The following is a 20,556-nucleotide window of genomic DNA, read 5'->3' as shown; positions in this document are numbered from 1 at the left end:
CAAACCAAATGGAGATGCGGATCTTCCGCATTTCTTGAACTCGCATGATCTTTAAAGGGAGGATAATATGCGAAATCTACTACTGAACACGACGGCATGTGCCGCAATCATGTTGGCGACGGGCTCGGCCCATGCTGACATGGCTGCCGCGGAAAAATTCCTGGCGGAGGAAATCGGCGGACTTTCGGTTCTCTCGGAAGCCGAACAGAAGGCCGAGATGGAGTTCTTCATCAACGCCGCCAAGCCATTCGCCGGCATGGAAATCAAGGTGGTGTCGGAAACCATCGCCACGCATGAATATGAATCCAAGGTTCTTGCACCTGCATTCACGGCGATCACCGGCATCCAGGTCACCCATGACCTGATCGGCGAAGGCGATGTGGTTGAAAAGCTGCAGACCCAGATGCAGTCGGGCGAGAACATATATGACGGCTACGTCAACGACTCCGACCTGATCGGCACCCACTGGCGCTACCAGCAGGTCCGCAACCTGACCGACTGGATGGCCGGCGAAGGCGCTGACGTGACCAGCCCGACCCTCGATGTCGAGGATTTCATCGGAACGTCCTTCACCACCGGACCGGACGGCAAGCTCTACCAGCTTCCGACACAGCAGTTCGCGAACCTCTACTGGTTCCGCTATGACTGGTTCAACGACGAAAAGAACAAGGCCGACTTCAAGGCCGAGTACGGCTACGATCTCGGCGTTCCGGTCAACTGGTCGGCTTATGAAGACATTGCTGCGTTCTTCACCAACCGCGACCTCTCGCATCTCGGCGTTGAAGGCACCGTCTATGGCAACATGGACTACGGCAAGAAGGACCCCTCGCTCGGCTGGCGCTACACCGATGCGTGGATGTCGATGGCCGGCATGGGCGACGTTGGCGAGCCCAACGGCCTTCCGGTCGACGAGTGGGGCATTCGTGTGAACGAGAACTCACAGCCTGTCGGTTCATGCGTGACCCGTGGTGGTGCGACCAACTCTCCTGCCGCAGTCTATGCGGTTGAGAAGGCCATCGACTGGCTCAAGAACTACTCCCCGCCAGAAGCCGCAGGCATGACCTTCGGTGAAGCCGGCCCGATCCCTGCACAGGGCAATGTCGCCCAGCAGATGTTCTGGTACACTGCCTTTACCGCGGCTACCGTTGAGCCGGGCCTTCCGGTGATGAACGAAGATGGCACGCCGAAATGGCGCATGGCACCTTCGCCGCATGGTGTCTACTGGAAGGAAGGTCAGAAGGTCGGCTATCAGGACGCCGGTTCCTGGACGCTGATGCAGTCGACCCCGGTCGATCGTGCCAAGGCCGCCTGGCTTTACGCACAGTTCGTCACTTCCAAGACGGTCGATCTGAAGAAGTCCGATGTCGGTCTCACCTTCATCCGTGAGTCCACCATCAATTCGGATCACTTCACCGAGCGTGCCGACAAGCTTGGCGGTCTGATCGAGTTCTACCGTTCGCCTGCGCGCGTTCAGTGGTCCCCGACCGGCACCAATGTTCCTGACTATCCGAAGCTGGCTCAGCTGTGGTGGCAGAACATCGGTGACGCTATGTCCGGCGCCAAGACCGCCCAGGAAGCCCTCGACAGCCTCTGCGAAGCGCAGGAGAAGGTCATGGAGCGTCTTGAGCGAGCAGGCGTTCAGGGTGACATCGGCCCGAAGATGAACGAGCCGCAGGACGCGTCCTACTGGCTGGAGCAGCCGGGTGCGCCTTATCCGAAGCTCGAAAACGAAGATGAGACACCGCAAACCGTGTCTTATGACGAGCTGATCAAGAGCTGGCAGTAAGGTTCTGCGGAACTTTCTGATAGCCAGCTGAACATGGGGGCCAGAACACACCGTTCTGGCCCCTTTCTTTTGCTCGGTGCCGATCGAAAGCAAGCAGACCCAGGATGCTCATGCGGTAGGGTGCCCGAAAAGGTTCCCTACCCAATGATCAGGCGCGCTGAACTGTGATTTGCCGGGCTGCAACAGCTCTTCGCATTCTTTCTTGTCTGCGGTTCAGGCCGTGTGTGTTGCCGGAGCGGTTACAATCCCGCGCTCAAGACCGGCGATCAGACCACGCAGTTCGGCTAGCCCCTTGAGCCGCCCAATCGACGGGTAACCGGGTTGAGCCCGGCGATTGAGATCGTCGAGAATGTCCTGGCCGTGATCCGGCCGGAACGGGATTGACCAGTCGGCCCGCCCCTCAGCCTTGCGGCGAGCCTCTTCGCGCAGCACGGTGGCGACCAGTTCGACCATGTCGGTGTCTCCGGCGAGATGCTCATCCTCAAAGAACGAGACCTGAATACCATCTCCCTCGCGCTTGACGTTGCGCAGGTGCAAGAAGTGAACCCGAGAGCCGAGCCGCTCCATCATGCCGGGCAGATCATTGTCAGGCCGGGCACCGAGCGATCCCGAGCACAAGGTGATGCCATTGGCGGGACTGTCGACCGCCTGCATCAGTTCGGCATAATGCGCCTCTGTCGACATCACCCGCGGCAGGCCCAGCAGCGGAACCGGCGGGTCGTCGGGGTGGCAGCACAGCCGAAGCCCGAGTTCTTGCGCGACGGGCACCACCTGCTCCAGGAAATCAACCAGATGCGAGCGCAGCCGGGTTTCGCTGATCTGGGCATATTCGGCGATGTGTGTGCGCACGTCTTCGAGCGTGAAATTCTCTGCCGCACCCGGCAGACCGAACACTACATTCTTGGCGAGCTCTTCCCGCCTCCCCGGGCTCATGGATGCAAACCGCTCTGCCGCAGCCTCGCACAGGGACCCGCCGAACTCCGATTTGGCACCGGGGCGTTGCAGGATGTGGATGTCAAAAGCTGCAAAATCGACAAGGTCGAAGCGCATGCAGGTCGCACCATTGGGCCGGTGCCATGCCAGATCCGTGCGCGTCCAATCCAGAACCGGCATGAAGTTGTAGCAGATCACTTCAATTCCGGCTTCGGCGAGATGATGAAGGCTTTGCTTGTAGGCGGACACGTGATCGCGCCAGGCACCCTTCTGCTTCTTGATGTCCTCTGACACCGGCAGGCTTTCGACCACATCCCATTCCAGGCCGGAAGGAGAACCATCCGTCTTGGTGGCAATCTCGCGCTGGCGCTGGGCAATCTCCGCCGGCGACCAGACAGACCCGGTCGGGACATGATGCAAGGCTGACACGATCCCCTGCACCCCGGCCTGAAGTGTGTCGTCAATGGATACAAGGTCGCGCGGTCCAAACCACCGCCATGTCTGTTTCATATCAAGTCCTCCCAGTCCGCCGAGTCAGTCATGTATTGCTTCTACCAGTCAATAGGGTTGCTGACTAGCATACTTGTATGGTAGTTGTCGCTCAGGAGGAAGCGAAATGAACATCGGTCGCATCACGACAACCATGCTCGACCCGGCGGCGCCGATCACGCCGCAGGTCTATGCACGTTTGCGCGACGCAATCATCCGAAATCAGTTCGCTCCCGGCGACAGGATCTCCGAAAGCGAGATCGCGCGGGCCTATGCGGTCAGCCGCCAACCGGTGCGCGAGGCCTTTATCAAACTGGCGAGCGAGGGCTTGCTGGCGATCCTGCCGCAGCGCGGCACAATCATCACCAAAATCAGCTACGCAGCGGTTCTTGATGCGCGGTTCCTGCGTGAGGCGATCGAAGCCGACATCGTGCAGATCCTCGCCGCAGCGCCCGACCGGATGCTGGTGCGTGAGTTGAAGAGCCAGCTCAAAGCCCAGAAAAAAGTGGCCAGCACTGTGATTGAGGATTTCATCGTGCTCGATGAGCGCTTTCACCGCACCCTGGCTGGCGCGGCCGGAAAGGGCGGAACCTGGAAGCTGATCGAAGGCCTCAAGTCCCAGATGGACCGTGTCCGCTTTTTGTCTCTTGGCCACTTCCCGGTCGAGAAGCTGATCGCGCAGCACACATCGATCGTCAATTGCATCGAGACGGGAAATCGCACTCGCGCCAATCAGGCGATCCGCCACCATCTTCGCGAAGTTCTGATCGACCTGCCCCAGATCCTTGCCGCAAGCCCAGAGTTTTTCGAATTGCCGGAAGGGGAGATCCCCAAACCGGTCAATGCACCCATCCAAGGAGGAGAAGACCATGATGTTTAACTGGAAGAAAACCCTTTTGGCGGCAACCGTCGCCACGCTGACCGCCATGCCAGCGCTGGCACAGGAAATGACCCTGAAGCTCGGCCATCTCGCCAATGAGGAAAACCCCTGGCATCTGGCATCGGTGAAGTTTGGTGAGGAGCTTTCCGCCCTGACCGATGGCCGCATTGCCGTGGAGGTCTTCCCCAATGAATCCCTGGGCAAGGAGATCGACCTGATCAATGGCATGCAGCTCGGCACGGTGGACATGACCATCACCGGAGAATCGCTGCAGAACTGGGCGCCCAAGGCGGCACTCCTGGCTGTCCCCTATGCCTTCAAGACCATTGATGACATGGATGCCTTCGCTTCCGGCCCGGTCGGCGAAGACATCAAGGCACAGATCGTTGAGAAGGCCCAGATCCGGCCGATTGCCTATTTTGCCCGCGGTGCCCGCGATCTGACTTCAAACCGCCCGATCACCACACCAGCGGATCTGCAGGGACTGAAGATGCGCGTACCAAACGTGCCGCTTTTTGTGGATGTGTGGAAAGCGCTTGGCGCCAACCCCGGTCCGATGGCTTTCTCCGAAGTGTTCACCTCGCTGCAGAACGGCACCATCGAATCCCAGGAAAATCCGCTGGCGCTGATCCGCTCGGCAAGCTTCTACGAAGTGCAGAGCCATGTGAACCTGACCGATCACGTCCGTTCCTGGATCTATCTCACCATCGCGGAATCGACCTGGAACAAGCTGTCTGCCGAAGACCAGGCTGCAGTGATGGAAGCCGCAGCGCGGGCTCAGGCCTATGAGCGTGAACTCTTCAACAAGAGCCTTGCCGACGACCGCGCCTTCCTCGAAAGCAAGGGCATGACCTTTGTTGAGGTCGATGCGGCTGCATTCCAGGCCGCCGCCAAGGACGCTGTCCTCGCAAACGTCAATGACGAGATCAAGCCGATCGTCGAGACGCTGTTCGCACAGTAAACCTCCCAAGCAACGATCCGGCGCCGCCTGAGCGGCGCCGGCTTCCCGTTTCAGATTAGGCACGTCCCTTGCAAACTGCAGACAAGATCTCCCGCATCATCACCCGCATTGCCCAATGGGGGACCGGCGTATCGTTTTCCGTGCTGATCGCGACGGTGTTGCTCCAGGTGGCAGGCCGGCTGACCGACAGCTCGCCGGTCTGGACGGAAGAGCTGACCCGTTACGCACTGCTTTTCACTGTCGCCTTCGGCACCGGCCTGGCCTTTCGCACCGGAAGCCTGGTCAATGTCGATATTGTCTGCGAGGCGCTGCCCGGCCGCTGGCCCTGGCTGCTTCGGCTGCTGGCCGCCCTCGCCACCGCGGGACTGGCGATTTACCTTTTGCCCCATGCCTGGCGCTATGTCTCCATCGGCAAGATGCAAACCTCCCCCGCGCTCGGGGTGCGGATGGACCTTGTTCACCTGACCGTCTTTGTCATGCTGCTGCTGCTTGCCGTCTTCGCCGTGCTGCGGGTGGTGGGCATGCTCACCGGCGCTGAAGACGGAACACCCGATCATGCCGAAGAGGAAGCCTGAGTCATGGAAGTTGCGGTCCTCTTTGCGATCTTTATCGGCGGCCTGATCGTGGGCATTCCTGTCGCCATCACGCTTGGCCTGTCCTCGCTGGCCTACATTTTGCTGGCAGGCATTCCGCCCGTCGTCATGCCGCAAAAGATGTATGCCGGCATGGATGTGTTCGTGTTGCTGTCGATCCCCGGCTTTATCCTGGCCGGCAATCTGATGAACCAGGGTGGCATCACCACCCGCATCATCCGCTTTGCCAATTCGATTGTCGGCTGGATCCGCGGCGGCCTGGGCCTGACCAACATCTCGGCCTCGATGCTGTTTGGCGGCATCACAGGCACCGCCGTCGCCGATGCGGCCTCGATCGGGGGCGTGATGATCCCCGGGATGAAGAAGGCCGGTTATCCCGCAGACTTCTCCGCCGCCGTTACTGCTGCATCGTCCACTGTCGGGCCGATCATTCCGCCTTCTGTGCCGATGATCATTGTTGGTGCACTGTCGGGCATTTCCGTTGGCCAGATGTTTCTGGCCGGCGCGGTGCCCGGGATCATGATGGGGCTGGCGATGATGATCACCGCCTATGTGATTTCCGTGCGCAAGGGCTTTCCGCGCCAGTCCTGGCAGGGCGTGGGCGAGGTGGTGCGCTCCTTCGGCGGCGCCTTCTGGGCGCTGGCGATGACATTTCTGATCATCTACGGCCTGCTCTCGGGCCTCGCCACACCAACGGAAACGGCGGTTGTGGCCAGTGTCTATGCTTTTGTCGTCGGCGCCTTCATCTACCGCGAACTGCCACTGCGCAAACTGCCCGGTATCATAGTTGAAAGCGCTGTCGCCTCCGCAGGCATCCTGGCGCTGGTCGGCTTTGCAAATGTCTTTGGCTGGATTCTCGTCTCCGAGCGCATCCCGCAGGCTCTTGCCGATGCCGTGTTGTCGATCACCGACAACCCGATCCTGGTGATCCTCCTGATCAACATTCTGCTCTTGTTTGTGGGCATGTTCATGGAGACGATTGCGGCTCTGATCATTCTGTTCGTGCCGCTCTTGTCGCTGGCCACCGCGGTCGGGATCGAGCCGCTGCATTTCGCCACCTTCGCCGTGCTCAACCTGATGATCGGGCTGACGACGCCGCCGGTCGGCGTGTGCCTATTTGTCTGCGCAGGCATCGCACGGCTGCCGCTGGCTCCGGTGGTGGTGGCGATCATGCCGTTCCTGCTCACCAACATCACGGTGCTGCTGCTGGTTTCCTATATCCCGGCTCTGGCCACATGGCTTCCCTCCCTGCTTACCCCTTGAGGCCCTCATGAAAACCCGTGTTTGCCGGCTCTACGGCCAAAACGATCTTCGCATTGAAACCGACGACGTCGCAGCTCCGCAGGAGGGTGAGGTGCTGCTGGCGATCGCCGCCGGCGGAATTTGCGGGTCGGACATGCATTATGTCTCCGATGGCGGCATCGGCACGATCCGTGTGCGCGAGCCGATCATTCTTGGCCACGAGGCTTCCGGCCAGGTGCTTTCCATTGGCCCCGGCGTTACGGGACTGGCCGCTGGTGATGGCGTCGCGATCAACCCGAGCCGGCCTTGCGGAACCTGCGGCTACTGCGCGGAAGGCCTGCCGATGCATTGCCTCGAGATGCGCTTCAGCGGCTCGGCAATGCGCCTGCCCCACGAACAAGGCCTGTTTCGCGACAAGATCATTGTCCAGGCCGAGCAATGCATCCGACTCCCGCAAGGCGCTGATCTGGGGGCTGTCGCCTGCGCGGAACCGCTGGCGGTCTGCCTTCACGCAGCCAGGATGGCGGGAGAGATTGCCGGCAAGCGGGTGCTCGTCACAGGCGCCGGTCCCATCGGCACTCTGTGCGCGGCAATTGCCGCCAACGCAGGGGCTGCGGAAGTTGTGGTCACCGACCTTGAAGATGCCGTGCTCGACGTGGCGCGCCAGATGGGCGCCACCCACACCATCAATGTCGCCCGCGATGGCGCCGAGATGGAACGCTATGGCGCCGACAAGGGCCATTTCCACCTGGCCTTCGAATGCTCTGCGGCCGCACCTGCGATCAAGAGCGCGGTGGCCGCATTGCGTCCGCGCGGCGTGCTGGTCCAGGTGGGCGTGGCGGGTGACACGCCGATGCCGGTCAACGCGCTTGTCGGCAAGGAAATCCGCCTGCAGGGCACGCACCGCTTTCATGAAGAGTTTGCCGAGGCCGTCGAGGCCATCACCACAGGCCGCATTGATGTCCGGCCGATGATCACCGGACGTTATCCGCTGGACCAGGCCACCGTAGCCTTTGCCGCCGCCGGTGACCGGTCGCGCTCGGTCAAGGTTCACCTCGAGTTCGCAGGCCCCGCCGACGGCTGAACTGGCCCTCGATTTCTGCAGGGACGGTTTTGATTTGGTGATGCCTGCCGACCGCGAGACGCCAATGGTCTCTCATGGTGCCGCCTTCGGGCACGAATCCGCTCAACACGAAACGGCAGATGCGTCAGCCGTTTGGCCATTGCCTCCCCGTTTCAGGCTGAGAACAGCGCCTTGTAGGTGTCGCGCAGAACGTTCTTCTGAACTTTGCCCATCGTGTTGCGTGGCAGTTCATCGAGAACAACGATGCGCTTGGGTTGCTTGAAGCGGGCGATCTTCGACTGGATGCTTTCCATAATTCCAGCCTCATCAAGCTTCGCGGCCGGCTTGGGCACCAGCACCGCCACCACCGCTTCGCCGAAATCAGGATGGGGCACGCCGATGACAGCGGATTCGAGAACACCCTCGTCCTCGTCGAGCAGCAGCTCCAGTTCCTTGGGATAGATGTTATAGCCGCCGGAAATGATCAGGTCCTTGGAGCGCCCGACGATCTGAACATAACCATCAACATCAATGACACCGACATCACCGGTAATGAAGAAGCCGTCCTCGCGGAATTCCTCCCTGGTCTTTTCCGGCATCTGCCAGTAGCCGGAAAACACGTTCGGACCCTTGACCTCGATGATGCCGATTTCGCCCTGAGGCAACGCCTTTCCGGTCTCGGCATCGACGATGCGCAGGTCGACGCCAGGCAGCGGAAAACCAACCGTGCCAGCCCGCCGTTCGCCGTCATAGGGGTTGGAGGTGTTCATGTTGGTTTCTGTCATGCCATAGCGTTCGAGAATGCGATGGCCGGTGCACTGTTCGAACTGCACATGGGTTTCGGCCAGCAGCGGAGCGCTGCCGGAAACGAACAGACGCATGTGCTTGACCAGGTCGGCAGTGAAACCCGGCTCATCAAGCAGCCGCGTGTAGAAGGTCGGCACACCCATCAGGCTGGTGGCGCCGGGAATGTTTGTGATGATCGTCTCGGCGCTAAAGCCGGACAGGAAGATCAGTGAGGCGCCGGCGCTCAAGGTCACATTGGTGGCCACGAACAGACCGTGAGTGTGAAAGATCGGCAGCGCGTGCAGAAGCACATCATCCTTGGTGAAGTGCCAGACATCGGCAAGGGTTTCGGCATTGGACACCAGATTGGCATGGCTCAGCATCGCGCCTTTCGAACGCCCGGTGGTGCCGGAGGTGTAGAGTATGGCGGCGAGGTCGTCGGCCGACCTTGAAACGGTGTCGAACACGGTGGGCGCGGCAAGCCCGGCGTCGGGAAGCGAGCCGGCGCTGGTCTCATGATTCTGCCAGACCCCCATGGTTTCAAGCCCGATGCCAAGGCTGGACGTCAACGCCTCATAGTCGGCGCGTTTTTTCGGGTCGCAGACAAAGATGCGTGGCGTGGCGTTGCCCAGGAAATACTCGATCTCCACCGGTGTGTAGCCTGTGTTGAGTGGCAGGAAGACGGCGCCGGCACGGACCACGGCGAGATAGAGCATGATGGATTCGATGGATTTCGGCACCTGCACGGCGACCCGGTCGCCGGGGTTGACGCCCAGGCCCACCAGCACATTGGCGAAACGGCCGGAGACCTCCTCGACATCGCCATAGGAATATCGGCGACCATCCTCGGGGAGCGTCGCAAACAGAGCGTTTCGGCCTTCTGCTGAAGCCAGTTTGGCGGCGAGCAAACTGTCAAAAAGATAGTTGTCAGCCATTTTCATTTCCTGCCATTGCTGTTTGCGGCCGCCGCACCGGCCAGCGTACCTGCTTCGATGGAGGTAAAGACCGTGTGGTTCCCGGCGCCCTCTCGTGGAACCGACTGATTTTCCTGAGATCGCAAAGACAATTCACCATCACCCCGCAAGACTGACGCACGCTGTTTTCCAACAGGTCGGCACCGGTACGGATATCATACTCCATCGCGCAATTCTTGAAATGGAAACGCATCACCAGATCCCGAGACAGCCATAGCAGCTCCTCTAGTTGACCAGATAATGGCCTGCTCGTTGACGCAGCCATTGTAGCTGGTTCTTGGGCCCGCCAAGTTCGCCCGATTGCATCGCATCCTCGACATCATCGGCATTCGGCTGATTACAGCGGGCTGCTATAACCAGCGGCCAAAACCCGGAACAGGCGACAGGGTGACAATTCGATTGGCCTCGAGCCTACCGCTCGAGAGACCTGAAACAGGCGCCGGGGCCGCAAGTGCTCTTGTGGCCTTACGCCGCTCAGCCCCGCAAATGCTCAAACAGGCGGGCAACGGCTTCCGCACCGGGATCGGTGTGACCCTCAAGCTGCTGCGCATTGATATAGGCCGCACGGCCGGCATTTGCCTTGATCATGGTCGAGGTATGGTCCGCACCGGCCCGGGCAGCCTTCGCTGCCGCGGCGAGGCTTTCGTCCAGCGCGTCGAGGGCCGGATGAAGCGCATCCACCATGGTCCGGTCGCCAAGGTCCGCGCCGCCGATTTCCTGCATCCTCGCAAGGCCGGCCTTCAGCGCTCCGGTCATGGACAGACCGCTCGATGCGGCGTCGCCTGCGGCGGCGAAGAAGATCGCCAGCAACACGCCTGAAGACCCGCCCATGGTCTGGCTGAGCTCCTGGCCAAGGGCGCGATAGAGCTGGGTGTGATCCGCCAGCGGAAGCGTGTCCATCGACGCGATCAAGGCGTGGGCCGCCCCTGCAAGCGTCGAGCCGGTGTCGCCATCGCCGGATTTTGCATCCAGCACATTGAGATCGCTTTCGCATGCGATCAGGATCTCGCAGCATTGGGTCAGAAATGTCCGCGTTTCAGCATGCTCGGAAGCAAGCGGTTTGATCGGCGCCAGGCCGTCTGGCAGATTGAGCACCGTGACCGGGGCAATCCCGGCAACTCCGGGCCAGGCCGCAAGCGAGGTTGGCTCAGATAGGGCTTGCAGGTCTTCATTGGTGGCCGGATAAACCGAAACGGAGAAGCCACGCATGTCCAGTGAGGTGACCATTGCGGCCGGGCCGATGATCCATTTCAGTTTTCCAGCGATCTCTGATCTTGCCAGTTCATTGGCCAGGACGGCCATTTCAAGCACAGATGTTCCGCCGAGATTGTTGAGCAACGCCACGTGACTGCCAGCCCCCATATGCGAGGCAAGCTTGGCGCAGACGGCATCCATCGCCTGTCGGGCATCGGTGTACTGAATCTGCTCGACACCGGCTTCGCCATGGATGCCAAGGCCCAGTTCGGCCATGCCTTTGGGGATGCGGGCTTCCTTGGGAGAACCCGGAACCGTGCAGGTGTCGAGCGACATGCCGATCGTCTTTGTGCCAGCGATGACGTTTTCGACGCGGGCGGTGATCTCATCGAGGCTGGCGCCCGCTTCGGCCATCGCACCGGCGATCTTGTGCACGAAGAGGGTGCCGGCCACGCCGCGTGCCTGCGGCAGATCCGGCAGAGCCACATCGTCATCGACAACAACCATGCTGACATCAAGACCAAAGGCCTTGGCACGCTCGGCCGCCAATCCGAAATTCAGCCGGTCGCCGGTGTAGTTCTTGACGATCAGCAGACACCCGGCAGGTCCAGTCACAGCCAGAATGCCCGCCAGAACGGCGTCCACAGAAGGGGACGCAAACACATCGCCGCAGACTGCGGCGGTCAGCAATCCCGCACCGACAAATCCCGCATGCGCAGGCTCATGGCCGGAACCGCCGCCCGAGACCAGCGCCACCTTCGACTTGTCCCAATCATTGCGCACCACAACCCGGATGTGCGGATACCCATCCAATCGGGCAAGCTTGCCTCCGGATGTCGCGACAATACCATCAACGGCATCGGTGACGATGCTTTCCTTCTGGTTCATAAACTGGGTCATTGAATGGTCCTCCGGGTGTTTATTCAGACAACGGTTGAAAGCGTCTTCCGTTTGAAAAGGAGCGGGGCCGGACTAAGCAATCCGGTCGCCCAGCGCATCGAAATAGAATGGCTTCTCAGGCCGTATCTTCACCGTGTCGCCTTCGCTTAGTTCTGTGTGCGCATCGGTCACAGTCACCAGGTCATGGCTCTTGAAACTGAGATGCAATCGCGTCTGGTCGCCGAGATGTTCGACACGGGTCACCAGGCTGTCTTCGCCCTCGCCTTGGACAATCTGTTCCGGTCGCAGGCCGATCTTGTCGGCATTGCCGGGCGCGCCGCCAAATAGCGAGGCCGGCAGGATGTTGACCCTGGGCTGGCCGAGGCGGCTTGCGGCGTAGATGCTGACCGGGTTCTCATAGATCTCCCGCGGGCTGCCGAACTGCACCAGCTTGCCGCGGTCGAGAACGCCAACATGGGTCGCCATGGTCATCGCTTCGATCTGGTCGTGGGTCACATACAAAAGCGTCGCGCCGGAATTGGATTGAATGCGCTTCAACTCGATGCGCAGATCGGCACGCAGTTTGGCGTCCAGCGAACTCAGGGGCTCGTCCATCAGGTAGATTGCGGGTGTCCGGACCAGGGCTCGTCCGATGGAAACCCGCTGCATCTCGCCACCGGAGAGGGCGGTCGCCTTGTTGTCGAGCTTGTGGGAGATCTGCAGGACCTCGGCGACTTCCTTGATCTTGCGCGCGATCTCATCGGCGGGTGTCTTAAGAAGCGGCGACTTGAGCGGGAATTCCAGATTCTCGCGCACGGTGAGATGCGGATAGAGCGAGTACTGCTGGAAGACCATGGCCACGTTGCGCTGAGCCGGAGTGAGCCCCGCCATTGACTGGCCACCGATCAGGATTTCTCCGGAATCCGGTTTGTCGAGGCCCGATATCATTCGCAGGGTGGTCGTCTTGCCCGCACCTGTCGGCCCCAGCAGAACGACAAACGACCCATCGGGAACGGTCATGCTGACATTGTCGAGCGCCACATCCGCGCCGAAGCGCTTGGTCACATCTTTCAGAACGACTTCAGCCATGTCGCAGGACCTCCTGATTGGCCTGTGACAACAAGGCCTGGCCCGTCTCGACATTGAAGATCGATAGTGTGCGGGAATCGAATTCCAGGCCTGGCATTTCGCCAACCGTGACAGGCTGCGCCGCGCTCATCCGGGACTTGATGGTTCCGTTCGGGGTGGCGATGGTCACGATCTGGGTGGTGCCGAGATACTCGGTCGCAAGCACTTCCCCCTTGTAGCTGCTTGAATCGGAGAACCGGACATGCTCGGGCCGCACGCCGAGCGCGAGCTTGCCCCTGGCACCTTCGAGCAAAGGCGGGATCGAAAAGTCGCTGCCATGTATATGAATGCTGGTCTGATTGGTGTCGAGCGCACCTTCGAACTCAAGGAAGTTCATCGCGGGTGAGCCCAGAAATCCGGCGACGAACATCGTTGACGGCCAGTCGTAGATCTCCTGCGGCCGGCCGAACTGCTCGACCACGCCGTGGTTCATCACCACGATCTTGTCGCCCATCTGCATGGCTTCGAGCTGATCGTGGGTCACATAGACCGTCGTCGCACCCATGCGATCGTGCAGCGCGCGCAACTCTTCGGACATGCGCTCACGGAACTCGGCATCGAGCGCGCCAAGCGGCTCGTCCATGAAGAAGGCCTTGGGATCGCGCACGATGGCGCGGCCCAGCGCGACACGCTGACGGTCACCGCCCGACAGGCCGCCTACTGGGCGGTGGAGGATATCCGTGATCCCCAATATCTCGGCCACTTCCGCGACCTTCTTCTTCACCTGGGCCCTGGGCATGCCCTGGCTCACAAGCGGATAGGAGATGTTCTTGCCGACATTCATGTGCGGGTAGAGCGCGAACATCTGGAACACGAAGGCAATGTCGCGCTGGCTGGCGGGCTTCATGCCCACCTCTTCGCCGTCGATGTAGATTTCCCCGCTGGTGGGCAATTCGAGCCCGGCCATCATCCGCAGGGTGGTGGTCTTGCCACAGCCCGACGGTCCCAGCAGCATGAAGAATTCGCCGTCCTCGATGGTGAAGGTCGAGGATTTGACCGCCGTGAAGGTCCCGAAGTCCTTGCGCACATTCTTAATCATGATCTGCGCCATGGGTTACTCCGGAAAATGGCTGACGATGATAAACATCACCGTGCCGACAAGTGTGACGATGAAGGAATAGCTGAACAGCCACAGCACGAAGGGCTGCATCAGCATGACCACACCCAAGGCAATCAGAACCGACGCCAGCATTTCCCAGGAACCCCGCCTGAAGCGGAGCAGGCCGTTGATGAAATTTGTCATTTGCGCACCGCGCCGAAGGTGATGCCGCGAAGCAGGTGCTTGCGCAACAGGATTGTAAACACCATCACAGGGACCAGGAAGATCGTTGCGCCTGCCGCGACAGCCGGCCAATCCTGACCGCCAACGCCGATGATCGTGGGGATGAAGGGCGGCGCGGTCTGCGCCGTGCCCGATGTCAGAAGCACGGCAAGCGCATATTCGTTCCAGGCAAAGATCAGGCAGAAGATGGCAGTCGATGCGATCCCGGTTGCCGCCTGCGGCAGGACCACCTTGTAGAACGCCTGGAACCGGGTGTAACCATCGATCAGGGCCGCTTCCTCATACTCGATCGGGATCTCGTCAATGAAGCCGTTGATCAGCCAGACCGCCAGCGACAGGTTGATCGCGGTGTAGAGCAGGATCATGCCCGCATGGGTGTCATTGAGCCCGAGATTCCTGAACATCAGGAAGATCGGAATGGCGACCGCAATCGGCGGCATCATCCGGGTGGAGAGAATGAAGAACAGCAGATCGTCTTTCAGCGGAACCTTGAACCGCGAGAAGGCATAGGCTGCCGCGGTTCCCAGTACGATCGCGAAGAATGTCGACCCGAAGCCGATGATGACCGAATTGAAGAAGCGCTCGGAATAACGCGAGGCACCGACAATCGTATTGCCCTTTTCGCGCACCAGCTGCTCGTACCAGGGCAGATCCTCGCGCGGCTCCTCGGCCATGTCATTGCTCAGCCGGGTTTGGGTTGTGAACACATTCACATAGCCCTCAACCGTCGGCTCGAACAGGATCTTGGGCGGGTATGCGATGGAGTCGGTGGACGATTTGAAGCCTGTTGCAACAATCCAGAGCAGCGGCAGCATGGTGATCAGCGCATAGCCAACGACCAGGATGCCGGCGACCCATTTTTGCCGTGTAGACGGCTCGGTGACGGAAAAGCTCATCTCTGTTTCACCTTGTTGAGCGCCTTCACGTAGATGGACGCCAGTCCAAACACCGTGACGAAGAGAATGACAGCGTAGGCGGAGGAATAACCCGTCCGCCATTTCTCGAAAGCTTCGCGCTTGAGATCGATGGATGTCAGCGTGGTCGTGTTGCCAGGCCCGCCACCGGTCAGTTGCACGACCAGGTCAAACATCTTGAAATTCTCGATGCCGCGGAACAGCACGGCCAGCATCAGGAACGGCAGGATCATCGGGATCGTGATGGTCCAGAACTGCCGCCATTTGCTGGCGCGGTCGCACTCCGCCGCTTCATAGATGCTGTCGGGAATGGATCTCAGTCCGGCAAGACAGATCAGCATGACGAAGGGCGTCCACATCCAGGTGTCAACGATGACGATGGCCCAGGGTGCGAGAGACACCTCGCCGATCATGGAAAAGCTCGAAGGATCGGCGCCGGTGACAAAGCCGACGATGTAATTGAACAGGCCGATTTGCGGCTGATAGAGGAAGGTCCAGAAATTGCCGACCACAGCGGGCGACAGCATCATCGGGAAGACGATGATCGTGGTCCAGAGATCGTTGCCGCGGAATTTCTTGTTGATGAGATAGGCAAGTGTAAAGCCGATCAGGACCTGGCAGACAATGGTCCAGATCAGGAAATGCGCGGTTGCCTGCATCGTGATCCAGACATCCGGATCGCCCAGGATTCGCTCATAGTTTCGCAATCCCACCCATTCGATGGCATTGTTCGGGCGGTTCACCCGAAAATTGGTGAAGCTCAGATAAATGGTCCAGATCAGCGGGAAAATGTTGATCGCCAAAAGGATGAAAATTGTCGGAGCAACAAAGATCCAGGCGATTGCCCTGTCGGAAAGCCCCTTTACCTTTTTCGCCATAACGGGCGGGGTAGCCCGGGCTGCTCGGTCTATTACAGTTTCTGCCATTGCTTTCACCTAGTCCCCACATGCGAGGCCGAAACACCCTGGTTCCGGCCTCGCGACCCTGTGGGAGGAGTACACGGGGTTAAGGCTTACTTCTTGCCCTCATCTTCAAAGACTTCATCCCAGTCCTTGACCAGTCCGTCCAAGGCTTCCTTTGCGGTGCCATTGCCAGCCACAACATAGTTGTGAATGCGCTCCTGCATCGGCAGCAGCAGGGATGCGTAGGCAGGTTCGGCCCAGAAGTCCTTCACGATCGCCATGGAGTCGAGGAACGTCTGCGCGAAAGGCTGGCTGCTGGCGAAACCGGGATCTTCGACAACCGCACGCATCGCGGATGCGCCGCCCACGTCCCACCATTTCTGCTGGACGTCCTTTTGCGCAAACCACTTGATGTATTCCAGTGCCGCGTCCTTGTTGTCGGAATTGGCAACAACGGAGATGCCCTGGCCACCGAGCTGGGCGTACTGACCTGCGGGACCCGCCGGATTGGCAAAATAGCCTGACTTGCCACCGCCGACATTCGGATCAGCTTCCACGCCCGGCCAGATGAACGCGAAGTTCATCTGCATGGCGACCTGTCCGGATTTGTAAGCGTCGATGTTCTGGGACATGTAGGCGTCGGACGCGCCAGGAGGCGTGCAGCAATCATACAGGGCCTTGTAGTATTCGAGACCTTCGATTGCGCCGGCTGAGTTCACGAACCCTTCCAGATCGTAGGGCTTGTCCGGGTTTTCATACAGGAAGCCGTAATTGTAGAGCGCGTTGGTCACACCCATGGTGATGCCTTCCGAGCCGCGTTCGGTGTAGATGGCCGCGCCATAGACAGTCTTGCCGTCGATTTCACGGCCCTGGAAGAACTCGCCGATGTCCTTGAGTTCCGCAAGGTTCTTCGGCACGTCGAGATCGCGGCCGTACTTCTCCTTGAACTCGGCCTGCAGTTCAGGACGCTCGAACCAGTCCTTGCGATAGGTCCAGCCAACCACGTCGGCATAGGCGGGCAGCGCATAGTAGTTCGGAGTATTCTTCGGCCATTCCGCATAACCGGTCACGGTCGCGGGAAGAAAGTCATCCATCTTGATGCCTTCCTGGTCGAAGAAGTCATTCAATTTGACATACTGGCCGTTCTCGGCAGCGCCACCGATCCACTGGCTGTCACCGATCAGCAGGTCGCAAAGCTTGCCACCGGAATTCAGCTCATTGAGCATGCGGTCGGCAAAGTTGGGCCAGGGAACGAATTCAAAGCTCATATTGTGGCCGGACTGGGCCTCGAAATCCTTGCTCATTTCGACAAGGGCGTTGGCCGGATCCCAGGCCGCCCAGCAAAGGGTCAAGTCCGCAGCCTGCGCGGACGTCGTGGTTAGCGTCGCACCAGCAAAACCCGCGCCGAACAGCAGACCGATGGTGGCAGCAGAATTCATCATCCTGTTTTTCATGACTGGTATTCCTCCCATTTAACACCCCCGCCAGAATGACGGGATCTCTCCTGTTAAGAACCGTAATGAGGTGCGCACCTCATTGCAAGGTTTTTTTGAGGTGCGCACCTCAAAAGTTGATTTCCTGCTCATTTTGTTGAACAAATCAGCTCAAGCCGTTCGTGGCGAATCCATTTGATCGGGACATTTGAGGCAGATGAGACCAACAGCAAAAGACTTGGCGGTTGAAGCGGGGGTTAGCCTCGCGACCATTGACCGGGTCTTGAACGGTCGCCCCGGCGTCAGGCCGCGGACAGTCACAAAGGTCAACGAAGCCATTGAGAGAATTGGCTTTGTCCGCAACCTTGCGGCGGTCAATCTGGCGCGCAAGAAAAGCTACCAGTTCCGCTTTCTGCTCCCCGATCATGGCGACCAGTTTCTTGATGTCCTGGTCAAGCACATCGAAGAGGCCAAGAAATCCTTTGTCGATGAATTGGCGGATGTCGCGGCCACTCGGCTGCCTGTCGACGATCCCTACAAGCTGGCGGCCTATCTGGGTGGGCTTGATGCGGAGACGACACAGGGCATTGCCATCATGGCGCCGGAGTCACCCCAGGTTCGCGATGCAATCAACCGGCTGCTGGAGCGCGGCATTGAGGTGGTTCAGTTTCTGGCGGGCCAGCCAAAGGCCGGCAGCCATGATTTCGTCGGGATCAACAATCACGCCGCGGGCGCCACCGCAGCGCAGCTGATCGGGCGTTTTTCGGGTGGCCGGAAGGGCAAGATCCTTGTTGTCTCCGAGACCATGCAGGCGCATGACAGCATTGAACGGCGGCTTGGCTTCGATGAGGTCATCAATCGCGAATATCCCGGACTGCTGCCGCTGCCATCGGTGGAAACGCGCGGTGACACAGCGAGAACAAGACGCATTTTCGAAACTGTTTTCGCCAACCATCCTGATATTACGGGCCTCTATGTGATGAGTGCCGAAGCCCGCATTCCTGTTGGCGAAATAGCAAGGGTCGCCACAAAGCCGCTGGTGAAGATTGTTCACGAACGCACCCCCTTTACCGAAGCCGCGCTCAGAAACGGCGACATTGATGCCGTGATTGCGCAAAATTCCGGGCACCTGGTGAGAAGCGCCATCCGAATCCTCAAGGCCCGCAACGATCAACGAATTCCATTGGCTTCGCAGGAAAAAATCCGAATCGAGATCCTGATCAAAGAAAACCTTTGACCCCCGGAGCCCTGCTTCGATTCAGGCGCTTCACTGACCTTCTACATGGCCGAACAGCTTGGCGCTCGGCACGCCTGTTCTCAAACCGCTGATTTTCTGAAGCCAAAATGGCGCGCCCGAAAGGATTCGAACCTCTGACCCCCAGATTCGTAGTCTGGTGCTCTATCCAGCTGAGCTACGGGCGCGCAAGTGGCAAGCGGCATTCGCTTGCGAGGCGTTCTCCTAAAACGGACTGCGGGGGATTGCAAGCGGGTTTGGTGAAAAAAGCGGCCAAGGCAAAATTCGCTGGCCCTGTGGCACGGTGCTTCCGATTGGGTGCGCCGCATTGAAGGGCTTTGCAAATGTACTTGTGCGTTTGGCGTTCAGGTGAACACATTCGAACGCGCGCTATCCTGGCCTCAGGCGCGTGCCCGGAAAGTGTCGAGCGGCAGGGGCTGATCGGGCAGTTCAATCAGGAAGGCGGTGCCCCGGGCAACGCTCTCATCAATCATGATCGAGCCGCCATGGGCCAGAATCAATTCCCGCGCGATTGCAAGGCCCAGGCCGGTCCCACCGGAACGGGCCGATCCCTTGAACGGCTTGAACAGATGCGCCCGGGCCTGGGCGGGAAGACCAGGGCCGGTGTCGGACACGCGGATCTGGACCACCGAGCCTGTGCGGATGGCCGATATCACGATGCGCCGCACCAGCGCCGCATCATCGCTTGGATCAGCCGCCAATGCCTGGGCTGCATTGCGCACCAGATTGTATATGACCCGGAACATCTGCTCGCTGTCGGCCTCGATTTCGAGATCCGGGTTCACCTCAAGCACGAAACTGATGCCGCCCTCGAATTCTTCTGCAACGATGTCATGGACCTCGTTTGCCAGCGCCGACACATTGATGAAGCGGCGCTTTGGTTTAGCTTCGCGGGCCTTGCCATAGGCCAGAACCTCGCCCGAATAGCCGACAGCGCGGTCGATGGTGCGCAGCAGCTTGGGCGCGAAGCGCTTGACCAGCGGATCATCGACCATAGACAGCCGGTCGGACATCAGCTGCGCGGAGGTGAGGATGTTGCGCATATCGTGATTGATCTTGGAGACCGCCAGGCCGAGATCGGCCAGGTGGCGCTGTTCCTTGAGTGTCTGTTGCAGCCGCGCCTGCATGTCCGCCAGATGGCCCTCGGCAACGCCGAGTTCGTCTCCAACCTGACGCGGCACGATGATCCGTCCGGGGTTTTCCGGGTCTTCTGAAAAGGCCTGCATGTTGTCGGTCATGCGCTTGACGGGCCGGATCATGATGCGGTTGATGGCGAAAAACACCAGGCCCGCGGTGATGATGGAAATCAGCACAGACAGGAAAAAGACATTGCGGCCATAGATCAGCATGGCATGGCGCAGCGGCTGATCCTCAAGCACCAGATCGATGATCATGTCCGGGTTGTCGGCAACCGGCCCATAGACCCGGATCACCCGGTCGCCGCCAAACAGAATCGTGTCAAAGGCGTCGGTGAGCGCCTGCAGCACCGTGGTCTCGGAAAGATTGTACTGATGCGTGACCATCGGCAGGGTGTCGACCGAGGCGATCATTCGCGACATGCCGTCCTTGCGCAGTGCAATGGCCTTGGTCCCGGTCGCCATCAAGGTGTCGTTCTGGATGATCTGCGGCAGCGACAGCTCATTGATGCCCTCGATCACCACCGCAGCGGCAGCGGCGGTGTTGAGGCGGTCCTCCAGCCAGCGCACCCTCTGATTGGCCACCGAAGGGACAAATATCAGCACCTCGGCGATCATGACGAACAGGATAGTGAGCCACAAAAGCTTGGAGGACAGGCTTGTTGCCCTGGGTTGGCGCAGCGGGCCGCGCCCTTTCTCTTCGGTATCCGCCATTCCCTCTCCTCC

General features: G+C 59.8%; 18 protein-coding genes and 1 tRNA gene. 7 read left to right on the top strand and 12 right to left on the bottom strand.

Annotation, left to right across the window (positions count from 1 at the left end):
• The first annotated feature begins 67 nt into the window (after positions 1-67).
• Entirely contained in the window at positions 68-1,786 is a 1,719-nt protein-coding gene (locus tag HPDFL43_RS02060; protein ID WP_040448920.1) for an ABC transporter substrate-binding protein, read from the top strand.
• A 213-nt stretch (positions 1,787-1,999) separates the two neighbouring features.
• Here HPDFL43_RS02060 and uxuA read toward each other — a convergent pair whose 3' ends face one another.
• A complete protein-coding gene (gene uxuA / locus HPDFL43_RS02055) occupies positions 2,000-3,229 on the bottom strand; it encodes a mannonate dehydratase (RefSeq protein ID WP_007199901.1) in 1,230 nt (409 codons plus the stop codon).
• 106 nt (positions 3,230-3,335) lie between these two features.
• On the opposite strand from uxuA, the gene HPDFL43_RS02050 reads away from it, so the two are divergent.
• From HPDFL43_RS02050 to HPDFL43_RS02030, 5 genes are all read left to right on the top strand, one after another.
• On the top strand, positions 3,336-4,088 hold the full coding sequence (locus HPDFL43_RS02050) for a GntR family transcriptional regulator (protein ID WP_007199900.1): 753 nt from the start codon (positions 3,336-3,338) through the stop codon (positions 4,086-4,088).
• Positions 4,078-5,049, top strand: a complete 972-nt coding sequence (locus HPDFL43_RS02045) for a TRAP transporter substrate-binding protein (protein WP_245271089.1) — start codon at positions 4,078-4,080, stop codon at positions 5,047-5,049. The genes HPDFL43_RS02050 and HPDFL43_RS02045 overlap by 11 nt, the downstream gene beginning before the upstream one ends.
• Positions 5,050-5,117: 68 nt before the next feature.
• A complete protein-coding gene (locus HPDFL43_RS02040) occupies positions 5,118-5,624 on the top strand; it encodes a TRAP transporter small permease (RefSeq protein WP_007199898.1) in 507 nt (168 codons plus the stop codon).
• Between the two features lie 3 nt (positions 5,625-5,627).
• Positions 5,628-6,905, top strand: a complete 1,278-nt coding sequence (locus HPDFL43_RS02035; protein WP_007199897.1) for a TRAP transporter large permease — start codon at positions 5,628-5,630, stop codon at positions 6,903-6,905.
• 7 nt (positions 6,906-6,912) lie between these two features.
• Positions 6,913-7,968 (top strand): L-idonate 5-dehydrogenase, encoded by a 1,056-nt coding sequence (locus tag HPDFL43_RS02030; protein WP_007199896.1) that lies wholly within the window; start codon positions 6,913-6,915, stop codon positions 7,966-7,968.
• Positions 7,969-8,120: 152 nt separating this feature from the next.
• Here the strand turns inward: HPDFL43_RS02030 and HPDFL43_RS02025 are convergent, their stop codons facing one another.
• The 9 genes from HPDFL43_RS02025 to HPDFL43_RS01990 all read right to left on the bottom strand — a co-directional run bounded on the left by HPDFL43_RS02025 (position 8,121) and on the right by HPDFL43_RS01990 (position 17,460).
• Positions 8,121-9,674: a malonate--CoA ligase gene (locus HPDFL43_RS02025; RefSeq protein WP_007199895.1), complete on the bottom strand. Its 1,554-nt coding sequence runs from the start codon at positions 9,672-9,674 to the stop codon at positions 8,121-8,123.
• Positions 9,661-9,900 carry a hypothetical protein gene (locus HPDFL43_RS22405; protein ID WP_210165613.1) on the bottom strand — a complete coding sequence of 80 codons (240 nt, stop codon included), beginning with the start codon at positions 9,898-9,900 and terminating at the stop codon, positions 9,661-9,663. Before HPDFL43_RS22405 ends, HPDFL43_RS02025 begins: the two co-directional genes overlap by 14 nt.
• A gap of 281 nt (positions 9,901-10,181) precedes the next feature.
• Complete coding sequence (locus HPDFL43_RS02020; RefSeq protein WP_007199893.1) at positions 10,182-11,801, bottom strand: dihydroxyacetone kinase subunit DhaK; 1,620 nt, start codon at positions 11,799-11,801, stop codon at positions 10,182-10,184.
• Between the two features lie 72 nt (positions 11,802-11,873).
• On the bottom strand, positions 11,874-12,869 hold the full coding sequence (locus HPDFL43_RS02015) for an ABC transporter ATP-binding protein (protein WP_007199892.1): 996 nt from the start codon (positions 12,867-12,869) through the stop codon (positions 11,874-11,876).
• Positions 12,862-13,959 carry an ABC transporter ATP-binding protein gene (locus HPDFL43_RS02010; RefSeq protein WP_007199891.1) on the bottom strand — a complete coding sequence of 366 codons (1,098 nt, stop codon included), beginning with the start codon at positions 13,957-13,959 and terminating at the stop codon, positions 12,862-12,864. Before HPDFL43_RS02010 ends, HPDFL43_RS02015 begins: the two co-directional genes overlap by 8 nt.
• 3 nt (positions 13,960-13,962) lie before the next feature.
• Positions 13,963-14,151: a hypothetical protein gene (locus tag HPDFL43_RS02005; RefSeq protein WP_007199890.1), complete on the bottom strand. Its 189-nt coding sequence runs from the start codon at positions 14,149-14,151 to the stop codon at positions 13,963-13,965.
• Positions 14,148-15,086, bottom strand: a complete 939-nt coding sequence (locus HPDFL43_RS02000; RefSeq protein ID WP_007199889.1) for a carbohydrate ABC transporter permease — start codon at positions 15,084-15,086, stop codon at positions 14,148-14,150. Before HPDFL43_RS02000 ends, HPDFL43_RS02005 begins: the two co-directional genes overlap by 4 nt.
• Positions 15,083-16,030, bottom strand: coding sequence for a carbohydrate ABC transporter permease (locus tag HPDFL43_RS01995; protein ID WP_040448916.1), 948 nt, complete (start codon positions 16,028-16,030; stop codon positions 15,083-15,085). Before HPDFL43_RS01995 ends, HPDFL43_RS02000 begins: the two co-directional genes overlap by 4 nt.
• A gap of 86 nt (positions 16,031-16,116) precedes the next feature.
• Positions 16,117-17,460, bottom strand: a complete 1,344-nt coding sequence (locus HPDFL43_RS01990) for an ABC transporter substrate-binding protein (RefSeq protein ID WP_007199887.1) — start codon at positions 17,458-17,460, stop codon at positions 16,117-16,119.
• Between the two features lie 196 nt (positions 17,461-17,656).
• Between HPDFL43_RS01990 and HPDFL43_RS01985 the strand changes: the two genes are divergently transcribed.
• Positions 17,657-18,676, top strand: a complete 1,020-nt coding sequence (locus HPDFL43_RS01985; RefSeq protein ID WP_040448914.1) for a LacI family DNA-binding transcriptional regulator — start codon at positions 17,657-17,659, stop codon at positions 18,674-18,676.
• Between the two features lie 108 nt (positions 18,677-18,784).
• Here the strand turns inward: HPDFL43_RS01985 and HPDFL43_RS01980 are convergent.
• Both HPDFL43_RS01980 and HPDFL43_RS01975 read right to left on the bottom strand, forming a co-directional pair.
• Positions 18,785-18,861, bottom strand: a tRNA-Arg gene (locus tag HPDFL43_RS01980).
• 213 nt (positions 18,862-19,074) lie between these two features.
• Positions 19,075-20,544, bottom strand: coding sequence for an ATP-binding protein (locus HPDFL43_RS01975; RefSeq protein WP_007199885.1), 1,470 nt, complete (start codon positions 20,542-20,544; stop codon positions 19,075-19,077).
• Positions 20,545-20,556: the final 12 nt, after the last annotated feature.

The organism is Hoeflea phototrophica DFL-43 (genome assembly GCF_000154705.2).
In the GTDB taxonomy this organism is placed as follows: Bacteria; Pseudomonadota; Alphaproteobacteria; order Rhizobiales; family Rhizobiaceae; genus Hoeflea; species Hoeflea phototrophica.
This window is presented reverse-complemented; position numbering and strand designations above follow the sequence as displayed.